Below are 26,977 nucleotides of genomic sequence, written 5' to 3' on the forward strand. Positions count from 1 at the left end.
GCGGACTGGCCCGGGCCGCGCCCCAGCCGCCCCAACCACCCGGTACGTGAAGAGGCTCGACGATGACAGCCATGGCAGCGCCCAAGGGCCGCGCGGTCTCGGCCGGTGGCGGCGGTCCGCCGGGTGGTCCTGCCGGCGCCGAGGTGAACGCACGGGAGCCGCTCGCGGAGCTGTTCCGCGACCTGCGGACCTCGCCGCACGGGTTGGCCGGACGCGAGGCCGCCCGGCGCCTCGTCGTCTACGGACCGAACGGGCTGACCCGACGAACCGTCCGGCGCTGGCCCGCCGAGTTGCTCGCCCAGTTCACCCAGCCGCTGGCGATCCTGCTCGCCGTCGCCGCCGTCCTGGCCTGGGCCGGCGGGGCCCCGGCGCTGGCGATCGCCGTCGTCGCCGTCATCCTGCTCAACGCCGGGTTCGCCTTCGTGCAGGAAATGCAGGCCGAACGCGCCGTCGACGCGCTCGCCGCGTTCCTGCCCGCGACCGCCACCGTGGTCCGCGACGGCGCCCACGCCGAGATCCCCGCTCGGGACCTGGTGCCCGGCGACGTCCTGATCGTCGCCGAGGGCGACCGGGTCTGCGCCGACGCCCGCATCATCGACGGCGACGTCACCGTCGACCTGTCCGCGCTGACCGGCGAATCGATGCCCGTCATCCGCTCCGCCGAGCCCGCCGAGGTCACCGGTTCGGTGCTGGACGCGCACGACCTCGTCTTCAGCGGCACCACCTGCACCGGCGGCGAAGCTCACACCGTCGTGACTCGCACCGGCATGCTCACCGAACTCGGCCGCATCGCCGCCCTGTCGCAACGCGGGCCGACCCAGCGCAGCCCGCTGGAGACCCAGGTCCGGCGGGCGACCTGGATCATCGCGGTGGTCGCGGTCGTCGTCGGGGTGGCGTTCCTGCCCATCGGCGTCTGGGCGGGCCTCGGCTGGAGCGCCGCGATCGGGTTCTCCATCGGCCTGATCGTCGCGAACGTCCCCGAAGGCCTGCTGCCCATCATCACGCTCGCCCTGGCCGCCGGTGTCCGGGAACTCGCCCGCAAGGGTGCCGTCGTCAAACGCCTCTCGGCGGTGGAGACCCTCGGGTCGACCACCGTCATCTGCACCGACAAGACCGGCACCCTCACCGAGAACCGGATGACCGTCACCCGCATCTGGCTGCCCGGCAGCGAACTCGACGCGGGCGCACCGATCGACGACCCCCGCGCCGGCGTCCTGGCGGCCGCCGCGGCATCCTGCACGACCGCCCAATCACCGACCGGCACCCAGCCCGGCAGCGGGGATCCCACCGAACTGGCCCTGCTACGCCTGGCCGCGAACCTCGACATGGCCGTCACCCCCGCCGCGCGAGATGCGGGGCGCCGTGCGGTGTTCCACTTCGACGGACACCTCAAGCGGATGTCCGTCGTGGACGAAACAGCCGGGATCCTCGCCGTGCGCACCAAGGGGGCGCCCGAGACGGTGCTTCCGTGCTGCACGCACCTGCTCGACCCGGACGGCAACCGCCGGCCGCTCGACGACGCGACACGCCTCGAACTACAACACAGACTGGACCGGTACGCGGCCGGCGGCCTGCGCGTCCTCGCCGTCGCCCAGCGGACCCTCGACGCGGGAGAGCCCGCACCGGCGCGGCGCGACGACGCCGACGCACGGCTGACCCTGCTGGGCCTGGCCGCAATGGTCGACCCCGCCCGGCCCGGCGTCGCCGAGGCCGTCGCCAGCGCCCACCAGGCCGGCATCCGCATCCACGTCATCACCGGCGACTACGGACCCACCGCCGCCGCGATCGCCCACCAGGTCGGCGTCGGCCGCGACGGCGGCCGCATCGTCGCCGGCGAGGAACTGGACCGACTCAGCGACGCCGGCCTCGACGAGCTTCTGGCCGGCCACGACGAGATCGTGTTCGCCCGGGCCTCACCGGAGGCGAAGCTGCGGATCTGCGAGGCGTTGCGTGCCGGCGGGCAGATCGTGGCGATGACCGGCGACGGCGTCAACGACGCCCCGGCGCTGCGCCACGCCGACATCGGCGTGGCGATGGGCCGCTCCGGCACCGACGTCGCCCGCGAGGCCGCAACGATGGTGCTCACGGACGACAACTTCGCGACCATCGTTGTCGCCGTCGACGCGGGGCGGCGGGTGTTCGACAACGTCCGCAAATTCGTGCTCTACATCTTCGCCCACGCCGTACCCGAGGTGGTCCCGTTCCTGATCTTCGCGCTGTCCGGAGGGGCGATCCCGCTGCCGCTGACAGTGCTGCAGATCCTCGCGATCGACCTCGGCACCGAAACCCTGCCCGCGCTGGCGTTGGGTCGCGAACCGGCCGAGCCCGGCCTGATGAACCGCCCACCCCGGCCACGCACCACCGGCGTGATCGACCGGACGCTGCTGCTGCGTGCCTGGCTGCTGCTCGGCGGCGTCTCCGCAGTCCTGGTCATGGGCGGCTACCTCTACACCCTCGTGCGCGCCGGATGGCATCCCGGTGACCCCACCGGACCCGGCAGCGACCTGCACCACGCCTACCTGCAAGCCACCACGATCACGTTCGCCGGGATCGTCGCCTGCCAGATCGGCACCGCGTTCGCCGCCCGCACCGATCGGGCGTCGCTGTTCACCATCGGACTGTTCACCAATCCGCTGCTGCTCTGGGGCATCCTGTTCGAACTGGTATTCACCGCCGCCGTCATCTACGCCCCGCCGCTGCAGCACATCTTCGGCACCGCCTCGCTCAGCTGGACCCAACTCGCGATCATCACCCCTTTCCCCATCATCGTCTGGGGCGCCGACGAACTGGCCCGCTGGGTAATCCGGCACCGCCCAGCGGCGGGTTCGCCATGAGGTGGGTCTCGTCGGCACGCGAAAGAGCGCGCGTCCGGCTGGCCACCGCCCGGCAACCTGGTCCGCTGCCGTCGTTCGAGGTGGACAGCACCTTCACCGACACCACGCGACGGGTGGCCGTCCCGCAGCAGGCGCCCACCGTCGACGACGGTATTCCCCGCGGCGTGCGGATCGCCGCGGCGTGGGCGTGGCGGTTCATCCTGTTCGCCGCCACCGCCTACCTGATGATCAGGCTGATCGCGTTCCTGCATCTGGTCGTCGTCCCGGTGGCGGTGGCACTACTGCTCGCCGCGCTGTTCGAGCCGGCCGTCCGAGCGCTGCGCAAACGGGGAGTCAACCGGTCACTCGCGGCCGGCATGGTGCTCGTGGGCGGGCTGGTTGCCGTAACCGCCGGTCTCGGACTGATCGTCCAGACCGTCATCTCCCAGTTCGACGACCTTTCCACCCAGGTCCGCGAAGGCGTGCAACAGATTCAGACGTGGCTGGCGCGCGGCCCGATGCACCTCACCCAGGCGCAGCTCAGCGGCACAGTCGACCAACTGCTACAGAAGATCTCGGAGAACCAGGGTGCGATCACCTCCGGCGCGCTGAGCACGGCGACAACGCTCGGGGAACTCCTCGCCGGATTCCTGCTCGTGCTGTTCACCCTGTACTTCTTCCTGCGTGACGGCGCACAGATCTGGCAATTCCTCTGCCGCCTGTTGCCACGCCCGGCCCGCATCCCGGCGGCCCGCGCGGGCCACTACTCGTGGCACACCCTGTCCTCATACGTCCGTGCCACGGTGCTCGTCGCGTTCATTGACGCGGTCGGTATCGGCATCGGGCTGGCCGTGCTGCGCGTCCCGCTCGCGCTGCCACTGGCCGCGCTCGTGTTCCTCGGCTCGTTCATCCCGGTCATCGGCGCCACCCTCTCCGGCGCTGTCGCCGTGTTGGTGGCACTGGTAACCCGAGGGCCGATCGTCGCGCTCATCGCCCTCGCCGTGGTGATCGCCGTGCAACAGCTGGAAGGCCACGTCCTGCAGCCACTCATCATGGGCCACGCCGTCGCCCTGCACCCGCTCGCCGTCATCCTCGCGATCGCGACCGGCGTCACCGTCGCCGGCATCATCGGTGCTCTCGTGGCCGTACCGCTGCTGGCCGTCGCCAACACCGCCGTCCGCTACCTGACCGAGCACCCGAGAGGCGAGCCGACCCCCGACCGGGAGCCACCCGGCACCCGGCCAACAGACGACGACCAGCACGAAGCGGAACAGACCCCACAGCCCCCACCCGACCGAGACCGGATCGAACACCAACGGCCACCGGTAGCAACCTCCGTCGACCCCGACCAGGACGGCCTGATCGGAGGTGCGGCAACCGGATAGGAACTCGCGGTGCTTCATCTTGGCGCTCGTCGGTCCTCCGCCTCTATCTCGGAACAGATCGGCTCACCGACGTCCTCGAAGTCCCCGCTCGTGACCTCCGACGAGTAACGTACGAGTAGCTACCGCACCGACATGCGCACCTTGTCGAGCCTGCGACGCCCGCGATGTTCGCGTTTGTTGCCTCCCCGGCGACGGGTCCAGACCATGCCCGCCCACCAAGCATTCTCTGGACGAAGCCGTTTGGCTGGAGGGACCGATGTCCACCACATTTTCGCTGAAAGCACCGTCGACGCAGCCGCACATCGACACGAGTTGCCCGTCGCCGGGCACCATCCGCGTCGCCGTGGCCGGCGAGATCGACCTGTCGACCGCCGACGTCCTACGGGCCGGGCTACTGCGCACGTTGACCAGGCACGTTCCCCACCGCATCGAGGTCGACCTCGCCGGAATCACCTTTCTGGACTGCAGCGGAATCACCGCCCTCATCGTCGTAGCCGAGGCCGCCGCCCGCATCGGATGCCAACTGCGGATCACGAACCCGCAGCCCAACGTCCGCCGGATCCTGGACCTGACCGGGCTGCTCGACGCCGTCACCGCAAGGTTCGACGAGATGCCGCTCGCGGAGACCAGAACCGCACCGGCGTCCTTGACCGGATCCACCCCCGGGAACCCGACGCGACCGAACCGCCTGCTGGTCGCCGCCTGACCGACATCCCTGACCGCCCTCGACGGCGACGCCAGAGCGACGCAGGCATGCCGGTCAGGCTCGGGTGGATCCCGATGCGGTGGACGGCCACCTGACCTACGCCGCTGTCCTCCTCGTACTGGCTCTGCTCAACGCGGGGACGACCTGGGGCTGGGTCGCACCTGGGCTTCTATGCCGTTCGTGCGACGCAATCGCTGGCTCGTCTAGAAACCGGACGGTGAGCGTGAACCGCTCACCGCCCGTCCCGCCGCCGTCGGCTCAGACCTCAAGTCCAGGCGCAGTACCAGGATCTGGGCGCGAGGGACCTTGTCCAGGATGGGCCGTTCGGCACTGACGGCTTCCGGTGGCGCGGCGTTCTACTCGAGGTAGCAGGTGCTGGAGATGCGCACGCTGACATCACGTGGAGGTAGAGATGACCGACCAGACATACCTCGAGGGCAGATACATCGTCGTGGGCGTCGACAGTTCGCACGGCTCCAGGGCCGCGTTGCGCTGGGCGCTGGGCCAGGCCCGGCTGACCGGCGCGACCATCGAAGCGGTAGCCGCCTGGCAGCAGCCGGCGACCTACGAATATTCCTACGGTGCGGTCCCGTACCCGTCTCCCGGCGACAGCATCGCCGCCGTCACCGAGAAGGTCCTCACCGAAACCGTGGCGGATGTCGTCGGGACGGGGGATCAGCCCGTCGACGTACGTATCAAGGTTGCTCACGGGCCTGCCGCTCAGATCCTGTTGGAGGCCGCGGCCGGTGCGGAACTCCTGGTCGTCGGCAGTCGTGGCCACGGGGCCTTCGCCGGCATGTTGCTGGGGTCGGTCAGTCAGCACTGCATCCAACACGCTCCCTGCCCGGTGATCGTCATACCGGACGCCGACCAGTCCAAGACCGCGCCGTGACCAGGGCGCCGGGCGCTTCATCGCTCATCACGTGGATGGCCGTCGTCGCGGCGGTTGCCGTCCTGCGGAGGCGGCAGTTGCGGTGGGGCGCGACCGATGCCGAGATCACCGAACCCCTGCCCGGCGATGAGCTGGTTCCTGATCCGGACCTGACGGCGACCCGGGCAATCACGATCAACGCCGGTGTCGGCGACGTGTGGCCCTGGATCGTCCAGCTCGGTCAGGGTCGAGGCGGCTTCTACAGCTATGACCGCCTCGAGAACCTTGCCGGCTGCGACATTCACAGCGCGCTGCAGATCAACCCGGACTGGCAGCGCCTCGACGTCGGTGACGCCGTCAGGCTCACGCCGGAGCTCGCCGTGAACGTCGCCGTCGTCAAGCCACCGCACACGCTGGTCCTGCAGGGCGGGGTCTGGCCCGGAGCCGCCGCCGTGCCGTACGACTTCTCCTGGACCTTCGATCTGTCCCCGGTCTCGGCGACCACGACCAGGCTGGTCGTCCGGGAACGGTATGCGTACACGCGGTGGTGGGCGCGTTTCGTGGTGGAGCCGGTGACGGTCGTCAGCTTCGTGATGAGCCACCGGATGCTGCGCGGCATCCGTGATCGCGCGGAGCAGCCCGGCCAGGGATGAACGAGGGCAGTGGCCTGATACACCGCAGAACCCACAGATTGGAGCGACAGCAATGAGGATTCTGGTCAGTGCCGCAAGCAGACACGGATCCACCGCCGAGGCTGCGACTCGCATCGCCGGGTCGCTGCGCGCCGGGCTGCCCGCCGACGTCGTCGTGGATGAGCTTCCCGCCGCTGAAGTCGGCGACCCGACGCCGTACGACGCCGTAGTCCTGGGTAGCGCCGTCTACCTGGGGCGGTGGCTCGAGGATGCCCGAAGGCTCGCGGAACGGATCGCGGTGCAGCCACCGCGACCGGTTTGGCTGTTCTCCGTCGGCCCGATCGGTGATCCGCCCAAGCCGGCCGAGGAGCCGGCCGAGGTCGGCGACATCGTCCGGGCGACCCATGCTCGCGGCCATCGCCTCTTTGCCGGGCGCCTGGACCGGCACCGGCTCGGCTTGGGGGAGAAGGCCGTCGTCATGGCTCTGCGGGTGGCGGACGGAGACTTCCGCGACTTCGACGCCCTCGACGCCTGGGGTACGCAGATCGCCGCCGACCTCAGCCGGGCGAGAACCGGGACGGCGTGATGCCTCCGCGGGCCGTGGCCGGTGGCGCTCGCGTGCGGTCGAGGGCGTCGATCGAGCGGACGAGTCCGACCGACCTGATGCAGCTCGCCTGCGATCTTCCCGGCTCACCGATGCAGGTCGCCGCGGTCCTCGTCCTCGGCACCGCAACGGCGTTGGACCTCGCGGCGGTGCGCGACGCGTTCGGTCAACGCATCCATGGGGTACCGCGGCTGCGGCAGCGCCTGGTCCGGGCTCCGCTCGGGGCCGGGCGTCCGGTCTGGGTCGACGACCCCGGCTTCGATATCCGCGACCACGTCGACGCCGTACGCTGCCCGGCGCCGGGCGACGAGGCCGCGTTGCTCGGCGTCGTCGCCGTGACCACCGCTCGCAGACTTCCCAGGAACCGGCCGCTGTGGTCGGCGACCCTGGTCACCTCAATGTCCGACGGCCGGGCCGCGCTGGTCGTGACGCTGCACCACGTCCTCGCCGACGGCCTCGGCGGCCTGGCCATCCTCGCCCGCCTCGTCGACGGTGCACCCACCACGCCGGACACCGTCTTCCCGCGGCCGGCGCCCCGCCGGCGCAGCCTGTTCCTCGATGCGTCGGGCACCCGGCTCCGGGCGCTGGGCCACCTCCCGGTGAAAGCCCGGCAACTCCGCTCGGCCATCGCCGAACTCGCCACGGGCGGTGTCACCGGCCCGCCACGGTCTTCGCTGAACCGGCCGATCGGGGCACACCGCGGCCTGGCCGTGGCTCGCGCCGACCTCGCCGGCGTGCGGCAGCTGGCGCACGCACACGGCGCGACGGTCAACGACGTCGTCCTCACGGCGGTGACCGGCGCCCTGCACGCGGTGCTGCAACACCGTGGGGAGAACGTCGACCGGTTCGTCATCTCCGTGCCGATCGCCGGCCGGCGCGAGGCGACGGCCGGGCACCTCGGCAACGAGGTCGGGGTCATGACAGTCCCGGTGACCGTAGCCGGCGACCTGTATCAGCGGCTCGCGGCTATCGCCCATACCACTCGTAGCCGCAGGCCGGCCAGCCCGGGCGCATCCGCCGCATTGCTCGGACCGGTGTTTCGCATCCTGGCGTGGTTCGGCGTCTTCCGGCGGTTCGTCGACCGGCAGCAATCGGTGACCACGCTGGTCACCGACCTTCACGGCCCGGACGTCCGTCTGTCCTTCCTCGCCGCGCCGATCACCGAGGTCATTCCGGTGTCGCCGATCACCGGGAACGTCACGGTCGGGTTCGCGGCGCTGTCGTACGCGGGCGCGCTCACCGTCACCGTCACGGCGGATCCGCAACGCTGCCCCGATCTAGCCGTCCTGCTGGCGCGGCTGCAGAGTGAACTCGACCTGCTCACCACGGAACTGGACGCTGGGCCCCGCGCCGCTGGCGACACATCGCACCTGAGCCGCGAGGCGCCGTCACAGGACCAAGGTGGAAGCGGTGGAAGCCAGCATCGATACGGATCCGCACCGGCGGCAGTACCAGCACCTCGCCCACAGCCATCGCGCCCGGTCGACATCCCGCTAAGTGACGCCGCCGCCGTGCCCACAGTCCGGTGAACACGAGGAGGAAGGCCGCCCCCGGCCACGACGGGGTAGCGGTCGAGGAACCCGTCGTCCGGTCCGGCGGTGGTGACCGTTCCCGGCCGGCCGGGCGGGCGACCGGCCCCGGATGTTGTAGCGCCGCACCGTTCGCGCGGCCACCAGGACGAACACCGCGAGGACCGCCCAGACCGTGGCCCTCGGCTGGTCGCACCCGGCCGTCATCGCCGCGTTCCCGCTGATTGTGTGTGGGGCACCGACGAGTTTCCCGCTGGGTCTCCCGTCCCGGCGGCGCCACCGCGACGTCTACGGCGCCGCCGGCCGCGGGTTGACGTGTCATGTTCGGATCGGCAACTGGGCGAGACTGTCTCGCATTTCCTGTGCTCAGGTCACGCGCTGCAACGGCAATGCGACGAAGCCGCTTACCTCCGCGCGATGTCATCCGGCGCTGAAAGCAGGGGCAGCCGTCGAGAAAATCTAGGCCTGAACCACTAGACATTCCCGCTGCGTCTGGTTAACCTTTTTATCGTTGAGAGCAGAGATCGTCGAAGACGCTGACGAAGCAGGCCGAGCGTTACGCAGGGCCCGGACACATTTCGTGGCTCGCTCGGCACAGCGGTGGAAGTGCTCACCGCACGCAACACGGCAAGTAAGGCACGTGGAAGTGGCAAGTAAGACCCTGACGTAGTTCCAGGTCGGGGCGAGCAGGCAGGGGCCGATGCTGGTTCAGGGCCCGGCCTGGCAGGACAGTCCGCCGCACGCGGACGGGGCCATGAAGTCGCGTGGGGCTCCGGCGCCGGCGGGCAGCACGACAAGCACGACAGAAATCAGAAGCAGAGGAAAGGGAGGGCCCGGACACCGTTGGATCGCCCGTCTCCACGATGCAGTTCGACTCTGGAGCGGACACCGCAGTTTCCATCGAACGAGAGGTGGTCTCCGGTCACGCTTATGCGATCCTCGCACCCCACGCCGCCGATGGCGGCAGGTGCGGATACGACAACCCGACGAACCTGTCGGTAGATGGTGTTTTTGACCCGTAACCCTGGGCCCCGGCGCTTCTGCGCCGGGGCCCTCGTCATGGAGAGGTGCATGTATGGCTCAACCCGACGACATGTTCGGTGACGACGACTACCCCGCCTACACGATGGGCCGCGCCGCGGAGATCACCGGCGCCTCGCAGGACTTCCTGCGCCGGCTCGACGAGGCGAAGCTGATCACCCCGTTCCGTTCGGCCGGCGGGCACCGCCGATACTCCCGCTACCAGTTGCGCCTCGCCGCGCGGGCCCGGGAGATGGTCGACCAGGGCACCGCGCTGGAAGCCGCCTGCCGGATCATCATTCTGGAAGACCAACTCGAGGAAGCCCTACAGCAAAACCAGAACCACCAGCATCAACGGCAAACGGACGCTGCCTGAGCTCACCGCCCGCACGGTCCTTCTCCGCCACGAGAGGGACCGTTTGTCGTACTCGCTTGCCGGCCGAGTTTCGAGCCCCACGCGGGGTGCGCAGGCCACGATCAGCCCGCCGAGCACGACGGCGACCACGTCGGCCTGCCGATGGTCGAGACAGGGGAGGCTCGCCACGTCGGAGGACTGCCCGCGCCTGCCGTGAGGTTGCGTCCCACAGCACCACGGTGCCGTCCTTGCTGGCCGAGGAGATGGTGCGGCCGTCGGCGGTAACGCTGACGGCGAGCACCTCGTCGACGTGGGCCGCGCTCGAACTCGCCCACCACCACCGCATCAAGCCACGTCCCGGTTCCCTAGCTGCGGCGAGCAGGGCGGCGGCCTGCCGGCGTTTATGCCACGGCATGCTCCGTGACGCGCCGGTGTCGAAGAACCCATCATGGTCCGGCCCCGGCCGGCGGTCACCCGCTGCGCCGACTGGACCTGCCACGCTCGTGACGACACCGGATCCTGATACTCGTTCGTGGAGATCCGGCCGTATAACGCGAACCTGACACCGCCCGCACCCAGTCGTGGTTCCCGGCCGCGGGCCCGCGGTGCTGGCGCTGCGGACAGTCAGGCGTCGAACGAATTCGATAGGGGAGTGGAGGGGATGGTCGTGAGTAGGCATCGCCGATCACCTCACAGCAGAGGAACGAGCCACTGCTAGGACTCGGCGTCCCCTGGCAGGGCGAGCGGGTGCGGTTCGCCGGTCAATGCGGTCAGGGCGGTCGCGACCTCTTCGAGGGTGGCTTTGACGTAGCGGGCGGTGGTGCCGGCGTCGTTGGGTGTTTCGGCGTGTCCGGCGTAGGCGAGGGCGACGCCGTAGCCGTAGACGCGTTCGACCCAGGTCAGGGTGGTGTGGCGTAGCCAGTGCGCGGAGACCTGCTGGGTGGCCACCCAGGGCAGAATCCTCCCGAGCCGTTGCCACAGATAGTCGTACCGGCGCCGGCTGACCGGTCGGGTGTTCGCGTAGCGCAGCAGCTGCCCGTCGCCGGGCGCCCGGCGTTCCAGGGCATGCCGTTGCAGGTACTGCATCAGGGTGGGGGAGACGGGCTGCCAGCGGAAAGCCGCCCTTCTCCCGCAGCATGATCAGGCACTGTTCGACGTCCAGGTCCATCGGCCGTAACGCGAGCGCACCGCCGCGCCGGCATGCCGTTTCGAGGTGTAGCCGCACGATCAGGGCGTCCAGCTCCGGGTCGTTGCCGGTGGTCGAGGCCGCGTCGACCAGTTCGGTGATCCGGGCGTCGGTCAGCGCGCTGCGTTCGCCTGGGTGTCGCGGGCGAGGGCTTCGATTTCGGTCGGGGTGATCTCGTCCAGCTGCCGGTCGCCCCACTTGGTGACGGCCTTGCTCCAGTAGGTGCCGTACATCCGCCGTGAACCCGGTGGTACCGCGGCGGCCACGACCGGTACGTACTCGGCGAAGGTTGGTACCGGCCTTCGTGTTCCGCCGGCGGCCTGTAGGAGGTCGGTCGCGCTGATGCCCATCTGGGTGAGCGTCAGCCGTGCGGCGTCGAGGACTTCGGGACGAGTCGGGGGCGCGGTCATCGGCGGTCACCGCCGGTCGCGGTGTCGTGGAGGGCCGCGGTCAGTGTTGCCAGGGTCGCGGGCGGGTGGATGATCAGCCGCTGCCGGGCGGGTAGGGCAGCGAGCAGGATCTGGTCTCCCGCCCGTAGGTGGCAGGCCCGCCGTATCGCGACCGGTAACCGGAGGAGACCGTTCTCACCGAGGTCTCGCTGCCCGCAGGGGTCAATTGCGGCGACGACCAGGCCGTCGCGGATGGTGAACCGGATCCGGTCGCCGGGCGACCATTGCAGGCTCGTCATGCTCGCCCGGGCGGTGAGCCGGCCACCGGCGTCCAGACGGCCCATCCCGAAGCTCACGTCCCGGCGGGCGGGTTCCGGCAGTTGCGGCAACGACAGCGGCGGCCGGTGACGGGACCCGCGGCCCGGTTTGCGGTGTCCGCCTTCGCGGTCTTGCAGCGTCAACCGGGGCAACAGTGCAGGCAGCGGCACGGTCCTCAACGGACCCACCACCTAACTACTCCTCGGCGGGTGTCACGCCGCACCGGTGAGCCAGAAGCGTGGTCTAACACGTTCTGACACGTGATGGACTTTTCCGTGTTGGATGCTATAGATGAGGGTAAATGTCCCCCTCCGGACACGATTTACATTAAATGTCGGGTTTAAGTGAAAAGCTTAGGCCCGTTTTTTGTGTCAGAACCTCACTCTGAGACACGTTTCTGGTGCATCCATGACGCATTTCTGCGTTCAAGTGGGGTTGCTGAGACACACGGCAACCGGTCAGCAACCTACGTGGTGGCGTCGCGGTGACCGACGAGATCGGTATGACTCGTTTCGAACCACCACAGGTGTCAAAGTGTCCGTCTGACGATGCGACCGCTCCGGAGCAGGCGGCCGGCCGGCTGGGATCGAGGCCGCTGCCCGCAATCCGAGGCATGTCCGTCCGTCGCGTCATCGGCGAGGACGGGTAGCGCGAGGGTTCTCGGCGTAGGGCGGTCCGGTGCCAGAGGCTGACGGCCGAGTCGGCGGCCGAGTCGGCGGTCGCGTCGGCGGTCGCGTCGGCGGTGTCGGGCAGGGTGAGGTAGGCGTCGCCGTCATCCCCCGGCCGGGGCGGCTCACACCGAGTGTGACCGGAATGTTCCGCGGTACGCGTGCGGGGTGGTGCTCAGCCGCTGGGCGAAGTGATGCCGCAGGGTGGCCGCGCTGCCGAAGCCGGTCCGCTCGGCGATCGTGTGCATGCAGAGGTCGGAGTCCTCGAGCAGTCGGCGGGCGAGTAGCAGCCGCTGGTTGGTGAGCCAGTCGTGCGGGGTAGCGCCGGTCTCGTTGCGGAACTTGCGGGCGAAGGTGCGCGGCGCCATGTGGGCGCACTCGGCCATCGTGTCGACGCTGTGCGGCTGGTCCAGCGTGCCGAGCACCTGGGTGAGTACCGGCTGCAGCGTCTCGCAGTGCAACGGATGCAGTGGGGTCTCGATGAACTGCGCCTGGCCGCCGTCGCGGTGCGGCGGCACGACCATCCGCCGGGCGAGGGCGGTGGCGATCGCGGTGCCGTACTCCTGGCGTACGAGATGGAGCCCGGCATCCAGGCTCGCGGCCGTGCCCGCGCTGGTCAGGATCTTGCCGTCCTGGACGTAGAGCACATCCGGGTCGACCTTGGCGGCCGGGTAGCGCTGGGACAGTTCGTCGGTGTGCAGCCAGTGCGTGGTGCAGCGGCGGCCGTCGAGCAGGCCGGCCTCGCCCAGCGCGAACGCGCCGGTGCACACGCTCATCACCCAGGCACCCCGCTCGTGCGCTCGGCGCAGCGCCCCGGTCACCTCGGGGTCCACCGCGTAGCCGTCGTGGTAATAGCGCGCGACGGCGACCAGGTCGGCCGCCTCGACCCGGGACAGGTCGTTCTTGACGCTGATGTCGAAGCCGGTGTGGGTGGGCACCGGGCGCCCGTCGAGCGAGCAGACGGCGAAGTCGTAGCCGGGCAGGCCCTCGTCGCTGCGGTCATATCCGAACAGCTCGCAGAGCACGCCCAGCTCGAAGGCCGCGACCTCGGGGAGGGCGATCACGGCCACATTTCGGAGCATATGACATAGCTTACGGCGGGTTGGCAGGATTTTGGGCGTGTATGGCATATCTGCCGCTGTCGGCCATGGTCGATCGGACGAAGACTTGTCGTCATGGCATTCGTCGTTCTGGTCTATTCCTACTCATCACCCTCGCATCGATGGCCAGCAAGGTCGCCTTCCGGACCGAAGGGCTCGGAGATCTGATCACCGCAAGGATGTCTCACCGCTGCTGCGCCGAGAGGCCGAACGCGGACAGGAAGCCAACAGCCGATGCCGCCCAGGCATGACCACTTACCGGGCCCGGCCCGGTCCAGTACGCGATAAGCGTTGCGGGCAAGGGCGATGCGGCCAGGTCGATCGCACCGTATTCACGGAAAGGGGGAGCCGATGCCAGCGGAATCTGAGAGTTTCGGTAACTCCGGCGCCGCGCTGCCCCACCTTCCGGCCGTGCTTGCCGCGGCGTTGGACGCCTATCTCGCCTTTGACGCCACCGGGCGGGTGCTCGCCTGGAACCCCGCCGCGGAGACCACGTTCGGCTACACCTCAGCGCAGGCATGCGGCCGGTCCGTGGTAGAGCTGCTCGTGCGGCCAGAAGCGCGGGCCGCCGGCCGGACCGAACTCGCGGCACTGGCCGGGGGACTGCCCGGGCAGACGCGGGACCGGCGGCTGCAATGGACCGCCTGGCACGCCGACGGTCACGAGGTCCCGATCGAGACGACAATGACAGCCACCGACGAGCCCACCGGCCGGGTGTTCCACATCTTCGCCCACGACATCACCACCACCCGGCGAGCCAGCCGCTTCGCCGCCACCGAAGCCGCCGTCGCCCGCGGCCTGGCCGAAGCCGACTCCAGCGCCACCGCCGCAGCCCGGGTTGTCGAGGCCCTCGGCGTCAAAATGGGCTGGCCGGTCACCGAGCTGTGGATCGTCGACGACGACCGGCAACTGCTGACCTGCGCCGCCCGCCACGCCCATCCCGGCCGACGGCTGCACGACTTCGCCGTCGACACCTTGGAGCCCCGCATCACGCTGCCCGGCCGGGTATGCGCCGACGGCACGGCACACTGGATCCCCAACCTGGGCGCTGACACCGGATCCCCGCGCAGCCGGGTCGCCGCCCGGATCGGACTACGTGTCGCCATCGGCGTCCCGCTGTGCGCGGCCGGCCGTGCCATCGGCGCGCTGTGCGTCTACGGGGACCGCGTCGAAGACCCGGAAGACACCCTGTTGGGCCTGCTCAGCGGCCTCGCCGCCCAGATCGGGCAGTACGTGGAACGGCGCCGCGCCGAAGAACTCGCCATCGAACTGGCCCGCACCAAGGACGAGTTCCTCGCCATGGTCACCCACGAACTACGCAACCCGCTCGCAGCGATCACCGGCACCGCCACTCTCCTGCAAGAGGCACCCGACGACCTGACCCACGACGAACAACGGCACTACCTGCGCATCGTCACCTGTAACGCCGAACGGCTGTCAGTCATGGCCGACGATCTGCTCGACCTGGCCCAGCTGGAGTCCGGGCACCTCGCCATCAAACCCACCAGCACCGATCTGTGCGCCATCATCCGAGAAGCGGTGGAAGCCGCCTCACCGGCCGCCGACAAAGGAATCACCATCACCACACAGCTGCCTGAACACCTCGAGTTGCACGCCGACCCGGACCGGCTACGCCAAGTCGCCGACAACCTGCTGTCAAACGCCGTCAAGTACACGCCGGCCGGCGGCACGATCACCGTCACCGCCACCCTCGACGACACCGGCCAAAACATCACCTGGTCCGTCGCCGACACCGGTATCGGGATCCCCGCCGCTGAACGACCCCGCCTCTTCCGCCGTTTCTACCGCGCCTCCAGCGCGCTCGACCGACGCATCCCCGGCACCGGCCTCGGCCTGGTCATCGCCCGCACCATCATCGAACGCCACCAAGGCACCATCACCCTCAGCGACCACGACGGCCCCGGCACCACCTTCACCATCGAAATCCCGATCAAACCGAAATAGGAGGGACTGTAAAGAGTGGCGAGCGGCTCCGCGATGGTGGGCAGGACTGAAACGCGGAGGTCCGGAGGTCGGCACGGCGTTCCCGGGCGTGCTCATTGAGCCCTTTCATTCTCCGTAGGTCACGTCCTCGACCTGATGCAGAGCGAAGATGGCATGCACGGTCGCGGACGAGAACCGCCGGGGGTGGTCTTCAGGTCGACCCACCGCGGGCCGGATCGGAGCCACGCGATGAAGTCCACCCGCGACACGGACCAGGTGACGGCGGTCCGCCAGGTCCCTTGATGACCGTCGATCGCGCGGATCGTGGATCTGTTGTGGCGGAACCCTGTCGAAGGGCGCGGCTCCCCGTTTCCCCTACGCAGGGCTTCTCGCGCCGTTCAGGCTAGAACGCGGTCACGGCCGCCGCGTTTGGCGATGTAGAGGTTGCGGTCGAGGATGGCGATCGTCCGTCGTCTGTTCAGCACTCCGGCCATGTCAGGCACCCGCTCCCGCAATCGCTGGGTGCAGGACGACCTTCGTCCAGCCGTCATCCCGCTTGTCGAAGTGCTCGTAGGCCTCCGGCGCACGGTCGAGGGCAGCTCGTGGCTCACGATAAACGACGGCTCGGCCTTGCCCGCGGCGATCAGGTCGCGCAGCTGCCGGTTGTACTTCTTGACCGGCGCCTGGCCGCTGCCGATGTGCTGGCCCTTGAACCAGAACATGCCGAAGTCGAAGGCGAGCTTGCCCTGCTTCGCCAGCTCATCGCCGGCCCCGGGATCCTGAGGCACGAAGACGCCGACGGTGCCGATCCTCCCGGTGAAGCGCACCGAGGCGACCAGCCGGTTCATGGTCAGGCTGGCTCGTTCCTCGCCGTCGGGCTCGTGCGCCTGATAGCCGACGCACTCACTGCCGCTGTCCGCGCCCAGCCCCATCGTCTCGTCCAGCACGGCCCGCACCGTCCGAGCCGGAGGCCCGGTGCAGGTGGAGGAGATCGCCCCCGGAGAGGACGGGCCGGACACCTACATCACGGTCAAGGTCCCCTTGATGGACAGCGCGGGGCGCGCCTGCCGTCGTGGGCATCTCCACCGATATCACCGAGCGCAAACGGGCCGAGGAGGAAGTGTGCCGGCTCAACGCCGAGCTGGAGCAGCGGGTGCGAGAACTCGAAGTATCCACCAAGGAGCTTGATACATTCGCGTACTCGGTGTCCCACGACCTGCGGGCCCCGCTGGGGTCAGTGGCCGGCCTTGCCGAGATCATGCTCGAGGACCACGCCGACCGGCTGGACGAGGAGGCGCAGCAGTACCTGCGCCGCATCCACGACAAAGCGGCGCGCAGTTCCCAACTCATCGACGACCTGTTGCGCCTCTCCCGCGTCACGCGCGCGGAACTGCGCCGCGAGCGCGTCGATCTCAGTCGGCTGGCGCGCGCGGCCTTGGCGGACCTGCGTGACGCCGACCCGCGCCGCGAAGTGAACGCCACGATCGACGACGGCCTGGTCCGCACGGGCGACACGCACCTCGTCCAGCTCGCCCTGAACAACCTGATCGCCAACGCGTGGAATTCACCGGTGGGCGTCAGGACGCCCGGATCCAGGTCGGGGCGCATCGGTGTGATCGGGTTCCGGTCCGTCGGCAGCTGCTGGCGGATGATCTCGCGGACCGCGTCCAGCCGGGGATGCGGGTTGCGTCGTCCGGCGCATGAGCCTGGCCGGGTCGCGGTCGAGCGATACAGTCAGCGACCTAGCCCTGCCTCGCGGGCAGCGCGCCTACGATCGCGCTGTTCGCGGGTGTAGCGCTTACGCTCCTCCAGGTCGCGCTTCCACTGCTCACGGGCGAACACCTCCGCACCATGCACAGCGTTGGTCGTCTGCGCGGGCCCGATCAAGGACCGGAAGAACCAGTTATCGAACGTCTGGTGGAACCAGCGCATGAACCGGCCCTGGTCCTTGCTGTCCTTCGCCATGCCGTGGCCCCTTCCGGAGGTAGAGATGATTGCCACACCAATACTTGGTGCACCAATCATTGGTAGCCTAACAGTGAATCCGAGGAGATAGCCCGTGAGTGAGCCGACTGACACCGTTGACCCCCTAGCCCTGGAGCAGCAGGTTTGCTTCGCGCTGTCCGTCGCCGCCCGCGGCGTCGTGGCCGTCTACCGACCGCTGCTCGAGCCGCTGGGGCTCACCCATCCGCAATATCTGGTGATGCTCGCGTTGTGGCAGCGTGCCCCGTTGTCTGTGCGAGAACTCAGCCGACTGTTGCAGCTCGACCCGGGCACCCTGTCGCCGCTGCTCAAACGCCTCGAGGCGATCGGGTACCTGCGCCGCGAGCGGGATCGTGCCGACGAACGCAGCCTCGCTGTGACCCTTACTGCCACGGGGCAGGCCCTACGCAGCCGCGCCGAGCAGATCCCCCCGGCCGTCGTGGAGCGCCTCGGTATTTCGCTCGAGGATCTCCGGCACCTGCACGCCGCCCTTACACAGGTCATCGAGGCCGCTCGGCCGGTCGCGGCCACCTAGATGTGATGTTCGGGGACGGTGTGGCTCTGCATCGCAGTCCGCATCTGCTGGGCCAGGTTCGCCTGGGCCTGGTACCGGGGGTGCGCGAGAGCGACGGCGTAGCCAGCGAACGTCTAGCCCAGGGTGGCGGCGTCGCAGTCGAAAGTGGCAGGCTCGATGGCGTAGATGTTGAGCGCTCCGGTGAATCGCTCGTGGATGGCAGGCCGATCGACGGGGAACCGTCAATTCCGGACCGTGCGGCGCGGCGGCCAAGTCCGAGCCAGCGGCCCTTCGGGAACCTCGGCCGGTTCGCCGACTATTACCGCGCCGTTTACGGGTGCCCACCCGCGGACACCCTGCACCACTGAGCAGCACCGCCCGCAGCACACGACAGAGTGGAACCTCGGCGGTGGGTGCCGCACCGGTGGGCAACCGGGGAGACACCTACCGTGTTCGAAAAGGAGACCCATGGACGCCGCACGCAACGCCGGACTGGTGCATGGTTTCGAGGTGGCTACCGACGATCTGGAGCGGGCCGTCGAGTTGGTGCGCGCCACCTACTCCGGCACCCGGATGAAAATCTCCGGGGACCAGGACACGTTCTACTACCGGCAGCGCACCATCACCGCCGGGCCGCTGGCGCTAGACGCGGTGACCACGCCGATGGACATACAGTTCGAGTGCCCATCCGTCGACTACCTGTGTTTCGTCGCCACCGACCAAGGTCAGGTCGACGTCCGCTCCGGCGCCCGGCACGTCGAGCTGGCCGACGGCGACACCCTGCTCTATCCGGTGGGCCAGACGTTCACCGCGACCGCCCGCGACCTTGACACCCTGCTCCTGCGGCTGCCCGTCGGGCTGGTCGCGGCCCGCGCCGGGGCGAACCCGGACCGGTTCCGGTTCACCGCGATGACGCCGACCTCGCCCGCGCTGGGATTCTATTTCCGCGCCACCATGGAGTACGTCTGCCAGGCGTTGCAGGGACCGGACACCGCCCTGGCGCACCCCCTCGTTCGGGCAGGCGTGATCGACGCGGTCGCCGGCACCGCGCTGGTCGCATTCCCGCACAACAACGACCCGGCCGGCGATCGTCTGCGCCGGGCCTGCCCGGCCGCGATCCGCCGCGCCGCGGCGTACATCGACGCCAACCCCGCCCAACCCATGACGCTGGCCGAGATCGCCGCCGCGGCCAGGACAGACGTCCGCGCCCTGCAAACCGGCTTCCGGCGCCACCTGGGCACCACCCCGATGCTCTACCTACGCCAGGTCCGGCTGGCCCACGCCCACCACGACCTGCAGAACGCCGACCCCACCCACGGCGACGACGTGGCCACCATCGCCCGCCGCTGGGGCTTCGGACACCTCGGCCGGTTCGCCGGCTTCTACCGCGCCACCTACGGCCACTCACCCCACCACACCCTGCACAGCTGACCCCATCGCCAGGGGTGGTCAAATTCCAGCCCTCTCCGACAACGGCCGTCACCGACGTGAGCGGCTGTCTCACAACCTGTTTCCGCAGGTCGCCTCCTTTCGGTGTGCTCCCGCGTGGAGCTGTGGCGTTCGGATTGCCGTCACGGTGACGGCTTGACGAACGCCTGCAAGTTCAAGATCACCGCGCGTAGCGTGCGTCGCATGAGCGACGACGAGGAAGAGACGCGGCGTAGGCTGGAATCGCAGCAGTCGTCGTCGCTTCCGGGCAGTCCGATCTCGAGATGGCCAACGGAAGCCGCTCGAGATGGGCATCGACGGCGTTGAGCAGACCCATCCAGCATGGTGTTCACGCGCCAGGCGCGTGACCGTGTTGTAGAGATAACCCCACTTCGCCGTGGTCGCCAGCGAGGTCAAAGACCTCGCCCAGGAGACCGCGCGTGCCACCGAGGACATCGGCGAACGGTCCGCGCCCATCCAGGACGACAGCGAAGGCGCCGTGCAGGTCATCGGCACCTTCCAGACAGTCATCGAGCGCATCAACGACTACGTGACCGCCATCGCCGGCGCCGTCGAAGAACAAGCGCGACGACAGCCGAGATGAGCCGCAACGTGGCCGAGACTGCCGCCGGCTCCACGCACATCGCCGAACACGTCGCCGCGGTCGCCGACACGGTGCAGAACACTCACAGCGCCGTCACCGCCACCATCGACGAACTCGCCACAGGGCCGGACACATGAACACCACCGCGACAACCGTCAAGGTCTGAGTCGCGGCGGCCAGCGGCGTCGAGCGGGCGGCGCTGAGCTCCGGCTCGCCGAGGTGCAGTCCGCGGTGCGGGCGGAGTAGGTCGGCCAGGTGGCCGCGGAGTTCGACCGGGTGCACAGCATCCAGCGCGCGGTCGACGTCGGCTCGGTGGACTCGATCATCAGCGCCGCCGAGCTGCGCCCACGGATCATCGAGGCGATCGAGCACGGCATGAAGCGCTGACGGCCGGGGAGGTTACCTGCTCAGGAGCGTTCGAGGCGGCGCGCCAGGTGGCGCCCGGTCGCGCTGTCCCCGGCCGCGGAGATCGTGGTGGGAGGGCCGGTCGCGACGACCTGGCCGCCCGCGTCCCCACCGCCCGGGCCGAGGTCGATGACCCAGTCGGCGCCGGCGATCGTGTCCAGGTCGTGCTCGACCAGGACGACGGTGTTGCCGGCGTCGACGAGCCGGTGCAGTTGCCGCAGCAGCAGCGCGATGTCCGCGGGGTGCAGCCCCGCGGTCGGCTCGTCGAGCAGGTAGAGCGCGTGGCCGCGGCGGGCCCGCTGCAACTCGGTGGCGAGCTTGATGCGCTGGGCCTCGCCACCGCTGAGCTCGGTCGCCGGCTGGCCCAGCCGAAGGTAGCCCAGCCCCACCTCCCGGAGCGTCTCGAGGCTCCGGGAGGCGGCCGGGACGTCGGCGAGGAACTTGGCGGCGTCGTCGACGGACATCGCCAGCACGTCCGCGATGTTCTTGCCGCGGTAGGTCACCTCCAGCGTCTCCGCGTGGTACCGCGCGCCGTGGCAGGCCGGGCACGGCGCGTAGGTCCCGGGCAGGAACAGCAGTTCGACCGCGACGAACCCCTCGCCCTGGCAGGTCTCGCACCGCCCCTCCGCGACGTTGAAGGAGAACCGCCCGGCCGCGTACCCGCGCGCCTGCGCCTCGTCCGTCGCCGCGTACAGCTTGCGCACCGTGTCGAACATCCCGGTGTAGGTGGCCAGATTGGACCGGGGCGTACGGCCGATGGGCCGCTGGTCGACCCGGACCAGCCGGTCGAACGACTCGAGCCCCGCCGCGTCCCGCACGTCGACGTCGAGCTCCGCCTCGTCGGGCTCGTCGCTCGCCAGCCCGAGGTGGCCGCGCACGACCTCGGTGAGCACCTGCGTGACCAGCGTCGACTTCCCGGAACCGGACACCCCGGTCACCGCGGTCAGCACCCGGAGCGGCACGTCGACGGACACGCCGTGCAGGTTGTGGCGGGAGACGCCGCGCAGGTGCAGCCAGCCCTGGGGCGTACGCGGGCGATGGTCGAGCGGCTCGGCACGGCCGAACAGGTACCGGCTGGTGACCGACTCCTCGACCTGTTCGAGGCCGGGGACCGGACCGCTGTACAGCACGCGTCCGCCGCTCTCGCCCGCGCCGGGGCCGATGTCGACCACCCAGTCCGCCCGCCGGACCACGTCCATGTCGTGCTCCACGACGAACAGCGAGTTGCCCGCCGCCTTCAGCCGGTCCAGTACGTCCAGCAGCGGCTCCGCGTCGGCCGGGTGCAGGCCCGCGGAGGGCTCGTCGAGCACGTAGACGACCCCGAACAGCCCCGAACGCAAGTGGGTGGCGATACGCAGGCGCTGCGCCTCGCCGGGCGACAGCGTCGTCGAGCGGCGCCCGAGGCTGAGGTACCCCAGGCCGAGGTCGAGCAGCACCTCGACGCGCGCGACCAGGTCGGCGCAGAGCCGGACCGCGACCTCGGTCGTCTCCCCGGACCGGGCGGTCGGCGTGGCAGCCCCGGCCCCGGACAACCCCGCGGCGGGCCGCAGGAGCGCCACGACGGCGGCGAGGGGCATCGCGTTGACCTCGGCGATGGTGCGGCCGGCGAAGGTCACCGCGAGCGCCTCCGGGCGCAGGCCGCTGCCGTGGCACACCGGGCAGGGCACGCTCCGGACGAACCGCATCGCCCGCTCGCGCATCCGGTCGCTCTTGGAGTCGGCGAGCACGTGCATGACGTGCCGACGGGCGCTCCAGAACTTCCCGTAGTAGCCGCTGTCGATGCGGTCACGCTCGGGCGCGACGAGGACGGACGGCTGCTCGTCGGTGTAGAGCAGCCAGTCCCGGTCCTTCTTCCTGAGCTTGCGCCACGGTCTGTCGATGTCGATCCCCAGGCCGTTCACGACGCTGCGCAGGTTGGCGCCCTGCCAGGCGCCCGGCCAGGCCGCGATGGCGCCGTCGCGGATGCTCAGCGACGGGTCAGGGACGAGTAGGTCCTCGGCGACGTCGTGTACGAAGCCCAGTCCGTGACACCGGGGGCAGGCGCCGGCCGCGGTGTTGGGGGAGAAAGCCTCGGCCTCCAGCCGCGGGGCGTCCGGCGGGTAGGTCCCGGCGCGCGAGTAGAGCATCCGCAGCAGGTTGGACAGCGTCGTGATGGTGCCGACCGTCGACCGCGAACTGGGTGCCCCGCGCCGCTGTTGCAGGGCCACGGCCGGGGGCAGGCCGGTGATCTCCTGCACGTGCGGCGCACCGACCTGCTGCAACAGCCGGCGGGCGTACGGCGCGACGGACTCGAAGTACCGGCGCTGCGCCTCGGCGTAGAGCGTGCCGAAGGCCAGCGAGGACTTGCCCGAACCGGAGACGCCGGTGAAGGCGACCATGGCATCGCGGGGAATGTCGACGTCGACGTTCCGAAGGTTGTGCTCGGCGGCGCCCCGGACGCGCACGTACCGGTCATTAACGTCGTTTTTCACCAGATTTGCTTACCCTGTTCGGCGGCGTCGAATCACCGCCACGAGCGCTCCCATCACCTCGGCGCCGGGTCTGCGGGTATGAAGATCCGGTCTTGCGGGCCGTTGAGGCGCGACCACCTTGCCGACTCGCGGCCACGCCGCGTCGGGCTCTGCCTTCTCGGCCTCTTTCGCCTGTGGTGTCTGCGCCAGGAATTAACCTAAATCGGCTTCTTCCACCGAAGAACGAAGTGAGTATTTCAACCTGATACAACCCAAATAGGCGGGATCCCCGAGTGGACCGTGGCTTGTGCGTCCGGGCCGGGCACCGCCGCTGCCATGCCATGCCGAGGACCTGTCGACGGTAAGGAACCGATGATGAATCGCAGTGGACCAGAGCGCCCGGAGATCGTCGTCGGACTGCTGGCAACGCCGCCGGACCACCCTGCGCGGGTCACCGGGCAGCTCCGCGCCGAGCTGGCCGACCGCCTCGCCGAGCGGGTGGGCGCCGACGTGCGATGGACAGTCCGGGAAGGTTGGGGTGACGTGGCGCCGCGCCGCGACGGCGGCGCTGACGCGCTGCTCGACGACCTCGCCCAGCGGAGCACCGACGAGCGCTGGGACGTCGCGATCTGCCTGACCGACCTGCCGCTGCACACCGACCGGGTGCCGCTGGTCGCGCAGACCTCAGCCCAGCGCCGAGCCGCGTTGGTATCCCTGCCCGCGCTCGGACTGTGCCAGCTCCGGGCCGTCCGTACGATCGTCCCGGACCTCGTGGGCCGGCTGCTCACCGACGCTTCCGATCAGCGGGTGCCGCCGGCAGATCGGGAACCGGCCGAGCTGGCCAGCCGGGTCACCGCCGTTCACCGGTTGGTCCGTTCGGCCCGTCCCGGAGAGTTGCGCTATGTCGCCTCGCGGCTGACCGGCCCGGTGCGGCTGCTGGCCGGGATGGTCCGCGCGAACCGCCCCGGACGCGCCCTGCTGGGCCTGTCCAAACTGCTGGTCGGCGTGTTCGGCACGGCCGCGTTCGCGCTCACCACCAGCACCATCTGGAAGATCGGCGACGCCCTCGGCCCACTTCGCCTCACCGTGATCATGCTGCTCGGGTTGACCGCCCTGGTGGCCTGGCTGATCGTCGCGCACGACCTGTGGGAGAAGCCGGACCCACACACGTCGGCCGAGCTGACCCGGATGTTCAACAGGGGAACCATCCTCACCCTCGTCCTGGCCACTGCGGTGTCCTACGTCGTGCTCTTCGTCGGGACGGCACTCGCCGCGGCACTGCTGATCGATCCCTCCATCCTGGAACAGGCCCTGCAACGACCAACCCATGCCACCGACTACCTGACCCTCGCCTGGATCATCAGCTCCCTGGCCACCGTCGGCGGCGCGATCGGCTCCGGACTCGAAGACGAAGAAGCGGTACGGGCCGCCGCCTACGGATACCACCCCGAACCCGACGGCCGGCAGGACCGGGCAGACCGCTGACCCCGTCTGGGCGACGCGATGCCGGCGGCCCCGCCGGGGTAGGTGTGCCTATCTCCAGCGGCCGCGCGTTGGCCGGTCCACGGCGCTGCCGAAGGTGATCCGGACACCGCCGGAGCTGCTGTCGAGGTGGTCGAAACGCGGCAGGCGGATACGTGCCGCGGTCTGCGCGTAGGGCACAACGAGCAGGCCGGCCAGGCGGTCTTCGGTCGGCACGGCATCGTCGTGCAGCAGGCGGCGAGCCAGAGTCCATCGCTGGTCGTGGTCGAGGCGGCCGTCGGGATCACGGTCGTCCGCTGCTGCTATCTGCGGTTATATATATGCTTTTCATCTGGTTTGCAACGAATGCCGGAAGGGTACTCTTGGCGCTGTGGCACAGCCGCGGCGAAAGCCATCCTCTGTCGACGCATCGATGACACCCGCGGTGCGGGGTGAGCCGCTGTCTGGTTTGAAGTTGCAACCCAGCGGGCCCGTGCAGACCACCGCCAACCGGCTGGCGGCCCTCGTGGCACGGGCGGCCACCGCTCCGACGGCGATGATCCACGTGGCCGAGGGCCGCTCGATACGGCTGATGGGGGGCTGGGGGGTGCCCCCGGGCTACCCCCGGACGGAGGCGATACCGGCCTCGCACACCCTGTTCGGGTTGGTGATCCAGTACGGCTTCCCGCTAGTGATCGAGGATGTGCGCACCGACGCCAGGGTGCCCGCCGAGGCGCCGGTCCGCGCCATGGGGATCCGTTCCTATGCCGGGTTCCCGGTCCGCGACCCGGGCGGGGAGATCGTCGGGGTGTGCGCCGTGATGGACATGTATCCACGGCACTGGCAGGCCGGGGAACTCGCCGCGGTCGACGAGGCCGCCCAGGCCTGCACCGCCCTGGTCGGGCAGCGCTACGCACGCCAGGAGGTCGAGAGCCAGCGCAGCTTCCTGGACACCCTGCTCAACAGCATGGACACCGGCGTACTGGCCTGCGACCCCGACGGGCGCCTGGTGATGGTGAACCGGTCGTTGCGCACGCGGCTGGGGATCGGAGCGGACAACCAGCCGCCCGAGCAGTGGCTGCCCGCGCTGCCGCTGACCCACCCCGACGGGCGGGCGTTCACCGCCGACGAGGTGCCCGTGCTGCGGGCCCTGGGCGGACAGCACGTCCACGGGGTCGAGCACGTCGTCGCCACGCCGGAGGGCGGGCGGCGGCTGTACTCGGTCAACGCCCACCCCCTCACCCGCTCGGACGGCGAACGGCTCGGCGCGGTGTCGGTCTTCCACGACATCACCCTGCGGCGCCGCGCGGAACGGTTCCGCGGGTGCGAACTCGCGGTCACGCTCGCGTTGAACGAGGCCCAGACCGTCGAGGAGGCCGCGCCGCGGGTGCTGGCGGCGATCGCCGAGACGCTCGGCTGGCCGTACGCCGAACTGTGGCTGGTCGAACCCACCCCCGGCGGTGAGGTGCTGCGCCACGTCGACCGGTACCGCTCGCCCCGGCTGTCCGGTGATCTGGCCCCACCGGCGCGCCTGATGCCCGGTCAAGGCCTGGCCGGAACGGCGTGGCAGCGCGCCCAGCCGGTCTGGCAGACCGACGTCGGGGACGCCGGCGGGCCGGTCACCGTCGAGGCCGCCGACCACGCCGGGCTGCGCACCGCGCTGGCGTTGCCGATCTCCTCCGGTGGCCGGACGCTGGCGGTGATGACGCTGTTCGCCGACGAGGTCGAGGACCCGCAGGACGCCCTGGTCGTCACCTTGTCCGGAGTCGCCGCGCACATCGGCCAATTCATCGAGCGCCGCCGCGCCGAAGAGCTCCAGCACGCCCTGACCGCCAGCAAGGACGAATACCTGCACCTGGTCGGCCACGAGCTGCGTACGCCGTTGACAGTGATCGCCTCCTACATCGAGTTGATCGAGGAGGCCGACCCGACGAGCACCCTGGCCGAGGTCGCACCGATGACCGCCGCGATCCGGCGCGGCAGCGACCGGCTGCGCCGCCTCGTCGAAACGCTGCTCGATCTGTCCGCACTGGACTCCGGTCAGGCCAAGGTTCGGCGCGACCCGCTCGACTTCGCGGACGCGGTCGGCGCCGCCGTCGACCAGGCGCGGCAGGCCGCCGAGACCGCACAGGTGACCATTACCGCCCGCCTGCCCGCCGGCCTGCAGATCACCGGCGACCGCGACCGGCTCGGCCAGATGGTGGTCGAGCTGCTGAACAATGCGATCACCTTCACCCCGGCGGGTGGGCGGATCGACGTACGGCTCACCCGCGGCGAGGACCGGGCCGACCTGACCATCGCCGACACCGGTGCCGGCATCCCCGAGGAGGAACGGCCGCACATCTTCCAGCGCTTCCACCGCGGCCAGATCACCACCGAGCGTGCGATCGCCGGGGCGGGCCTGGGCCTGTCCGTGGCCCAGCTCATCGCGCAGCGCCACCACGGTGAGATCACGCTGTTGCCGTCCGCCACAGGCACCACCATGTGTGTGCGCCTGCCGCTAAATCCCGCGGCGGCGAGACCGCCGCCACCGACCAAGGTGGGGCCGCCGGCTGCCGAACGTGCTCAGATCCTCAAGGCACCGGTCGACTACGAGTGAAGAGCGGTGCGCT

Annotated in this window: 24 protein-coding genes; 17 read left to right on the plus strand and 7 right to left on the minus strand. The window is 69.9% G+C overall.

Annotated features, from left to right (window positions below):
* Positions 1 to 71: 71 nt before the first annotated feature.
* From AB0B58_RS22875 to AB0B58_RS22910, 8 genes are all read left to right on the plus strand, one after another.
* Positions 72 to 2,834, plus strand: a complete 2,763-nt coding sequence (locus tag AB0B58_RS22875; protein ID WP_360226856.1) for a cation-transporting P-type ATPase — start codon at positions 72 to 74, stop codon at positions 2,832 to 2,834.
* Between the two features lie 80 nt (positions 2,835 to 2,914).
* A complete protein-coding gene (locus tag AB0B58_RS22880; protein ID WP_360226859.1) occupies positions 2,915 to 4,198 on the plus strand; it encodes an AI-2E family transporter in 1,284 nt (427 codons plus the stop codon).
* A 256-nt stretch (positions 4,199 to 4,454) separates the two neighbouring features.
* Entirely contained in the window at positions 4,455 to 4,904 is a 450-nt protein-coding gene (locus AB0B58_RS22885) for an STAS domain-containing protein (protein ID WP_360226862.1), read from the plus strand.
* A 412-nt stretch (positions 4,905 to 5,316) separates the two neighbouring features.
* A complete protein-coding gene (locus tag AB0B58_RS22890; RefSeq protein ID WP_360226865.1) occupies positions 5,317 to 5,796 on the plus strand; it encodes a universal stress protein in 480 nt (159 codons plus the stop codon).
* A complete protein-coding gene (locus AB0B58_RS22895; RefSeq protein ID WP_360226868.1) occupies positions 5,793 to 6,428 on the plus strand; it encodes an SRPBCC family protein in 636 nt (211 codons plus the stop codon). Before AB0B58_RS22890 ends, AB0B58_RS22895 begins: the two co-directional genes overlap by 4 nt.
* A gap of 52 nt (positions 6,429 to 6,480) precedes the next feature.
* Complete coding sequence (locus AB0B58_RS22900) at positions 6,481 to 6,993, plus strand: flavodoxin domain-containing protein (RefSeq protein WP_360226871.1); 513 nt, start codon at positions 6,481 to 6,483, stop codon at positions 6,991 to 6,993.
* A 32-nt stretch (positions 6,994 to 7,025) separates the two neighbouring features.
* A complete protein-coding gene (locus tag AB0B58_RS22905; RefSeq protein WP_360226874.1) occupies positions 7,026 to 8,540 on the plus strand; it encodes a wax ester/triacylglycerol synthase domain-containing protein in 1,515 nt (504 codons plus the stop codon).
* Positions 8,541 to 9,615: 1,075 nt separating this feature from the next.
* The gene (locus AB0B58_RS22910; protein ID WP_360226877.1) at positions 9,616 to 9,936 is read left to right on the plus strand and encodes a MerR family transcriptional regulator; all 321 of its coding nucleotides are present in this window, start codon (positions 9,616 to 9,618) and stop codon (positions 9,934 to 9,936) included.
* Between the two features lie 693 nt (positions 9,937 to 10,629).
* Here AB0B58_RS22910 and AB0B58_RS22915 read toward each other — a convergent pair.
* The 4 genes from AB0B58_RS22915 to AB0B58_RS22930 form a co-directional block, all read right to left on the minus strand.
* The gene (locus AB0B58_RS22915; RefSeq protein ID WP_360226880.1) at positions 10,630 to 11,001 is read right to left on the minus strand and encodes a hypothetical protein; all 372 of its coding nucleotides are present in this window, start codon (positions 10,999 to 11,001) and stop codon (positions 10,630 to 10,632) included.
* A gap of 213 nt (positions 11,002 to 11,214) precedes the next feature.
* Positions 11,215 to 11,511, minus strand: coding sequence for a hypothetical protein (locus tag AB0B58_RS22920; protein WP_360226883.1), 297 nt, complete (start codon positions 11,509 to 11,511; stop codon positions 11,215 to 11,217).
* Positions 11,508 to 11,834 (minus strand): AbrB/MazE/SpoVT family DNA-binding domain-containing protein, encoded by a 327-nt coding sequence (locus tag AB0B58_RS22925; RefSeq protein WP_360226886.1) that lies wholly within the window; start codon positions 11,832 to 11,834, stop codon positions 11,508 to 11,510. Before AB0B58_RS22925 ends, AB0B58_RS22920 begins: the two co-directional genes overlap by 4 nt.
* A 767-nt stretch (positions 11,835 to 12,601) precedes the next feature.
* Entirely contained in the window at positions 12,602 to 13,558 is a 957-nt protein-coding gene (locus AB0B58_RS22930; RefSeq protein ID WP_360226889.1) for a helix-turn-helix domain-containing protein, read from the minus strand.
* A 369-nt stretch (positions 13,559 to 13,927) separates the two neighbouring features.
* On the opposite strand from AB0B58_RS22930, the gene AB0B58_RS22935 reads away from it, so the two are divergent.
* Positions 13,928 to 15,541 (plus strand): ATP-binding protein, encoded by a 1,614-nt coding sequence (locus AB0B58_RS22935; protein ID WP_360226892.1) that lies wholly within the window; start codon positions 13,928 to 13,930, stop codon positions 15,539 to 15,541.
* Between the two features lie 377 nt (positions 15,542 to 15,918).
* On the opposite strand, the gene AB0B58_RS22940 is transcribed toward AB0B58_RS22935, so the two are convergent.
* Complete coding sequence (locus AB0B58_RS22940) at positions 15,919 to 16,467, minus strand: hypothetical protein (RefSeq protein WP_360226895.1); 549 nt, start codon at positions 16,465 to 16,467, stop codon at positions 15,919 to 15,921.
* A 125-nt stretch (positions 16,468 to 16,592) separates the two neighbouring features.
* Between AB0B58_RS22940 and AB0B58_RS22945 the strand changes: the two genes are divergently transcribed.
* From AB0B58_RS22945 to AB0B58_RS22970, 6 genes are all read left to right on the plus strand, one after another.
* Complete coding sequence (locus AB0B58_RS22945) at positions 16,593 to 17,315, plus strand: histidine kinase dimerization/phospho-acceptor domain-containing protein (protein WP_360226898.1); 723 nt, start codon at positions 16,593 to 16,595, stop codon at positions 17,313 to 17,315.
* Between the two features lie 264 nt (positions 17,316 to 17,579).
* Positions 17,580 to 18,038 (plus strand): MarR family transcriptional regulator, encoded by a 459-nt coding sequence (locus AB0B58_RS22950; protein WP_360226901.1) that lies wholly within the window; start codon positions 17,580 to 17,582, stop codon positions 18,036 to 18,038.
* A gap of 447 nt (positions 18,039 to 18,485) precedes the next feature.
* Positions 18,486 to 19,448 carry a helix-turn-helix transcriptional regulator gene (locus AB0B58_RS22955; RefSeq protein ID WP_360226904.1) on the plus strand — a complete coding sequence of 321 codons (963 nt, stop codon included), beginning with the start codon at positions 18,486 to 18,488 and terminating at the stop codon, positions 19,446 to 19,448.
* 394 nt (positions 19,449 to 19,842) lie between these two features.
* Complete coding sequence (locus AB0B58_RS22960) at positions 19,843 to 20,049, plus strand: hypothetical protein (RefSeq protein ID WP_360226907.1); 207 nt, start codon at positions 19,843 to 19,845, stop codon at positions 20,047 to 20,049.
* Positions 20,046 to 20,186 (plus strand): hypothetical protein, encoded by a 141-nt coding sequence (locus tag AB0B58_RS22965; protein ID WP_360226910.1) that lies wholly within the window; start codon positions 20,046 to 20,048, stop codon positions 20,184 to 20,186. Before AB0B58_RS22960 ends, AB0B58_RS22965 begins: the two co-directional genes overlap by 4 nt.
* 118 nt (positions 20,187 to 20,304) lie before the next feature.
* Positions 20,305 to 20,436: a hypothetical protein gene (locus AB0B58_RS22970; RefSeq protein WP_360226913.1), complete on the plus strand. Its 132-nt coding sequence runs from the start codon at positions 20,305 to 20,307 to the stop codon at positions 20,434 to 20,436.
* 20 nt (positions 20,437 to 20,456) lie between these two features.
* On the opposite strand, the gene uvrA is transcribed toward AB0B58_RS22970, so the two are convergent.
* Positions 20,457 to 22,925, minus strand: a complete 2,469-nt coding sequence (gene uvrA / locus AB0B58_RS22975; RefSeq protein WP_360226916.1) for an excinuclease ABC subunit UvrA — start codon at positions 22,923 to 22,925, stop codon at positions 20,457 to 20,459.
* A 354-nt stretch (positions 22,926 to 23,279) separates the two neighbouring features.
* On the opposite strand from uvrA, the gene AB0B58_RS22980 reads away from it, so the two are divergent.
* The gene (locus AB0B58_RS22980) at positions 23,280 to 24,389 is read left to right on the plus strand and encodes a hypothetical protein (RefSeq protein WP_360226919.1); all 1,110 of its coding nucleotides are present in this window, start codon (positions 23,280 to 23,282) and stop codon (positions 24,387 to 24,389) included.
* Between the two features lie 48 nt (positions 24,390 to 24,437).
* Here AB0B58_RS22980 and AB0B58_RS22985 read toward each other — a convergent pair whose 3' ends face one another.
* Complete coding sequence (locus AB0B58_RS22985) at positions 24,438 to 24,602, minus strand: hypothetical protein (protein WP_360226922.1); 165 nt, start codon at positions 24,600 to 24,602, stop codon at positions 24,438 to 24,440.
* 232 nt (positions 24,603 to 24,834) lie between these two features.
* Between AB0B58_RS22985 and AB0B58_RS22990 the strand changes: the two genes are divergently transcribed.
* Complete coding sequence (locus AB0B58_RS22990; protein ID WP_360226925.1) at positions 24,835 to 26,964, plus strand: ATP-binding protein; 2,130 nt, start codon at positions 24,835 to 24,837, stop codon at positions 26,962 to 26,964.
* The last annotated feature ends 13 nt before the right edge of the window (positions 26,965 to 26,977 follow it).

The organism is Actinoplanes sp. NPDC049118 (genome assembly GCF_040648555.1).
Classification (GTDB): domain Bacteria; phylum Actinomycetota; class Actinomycetes; order Mycobacteriales; family Micromonosporaceae; genus Actinoplanes.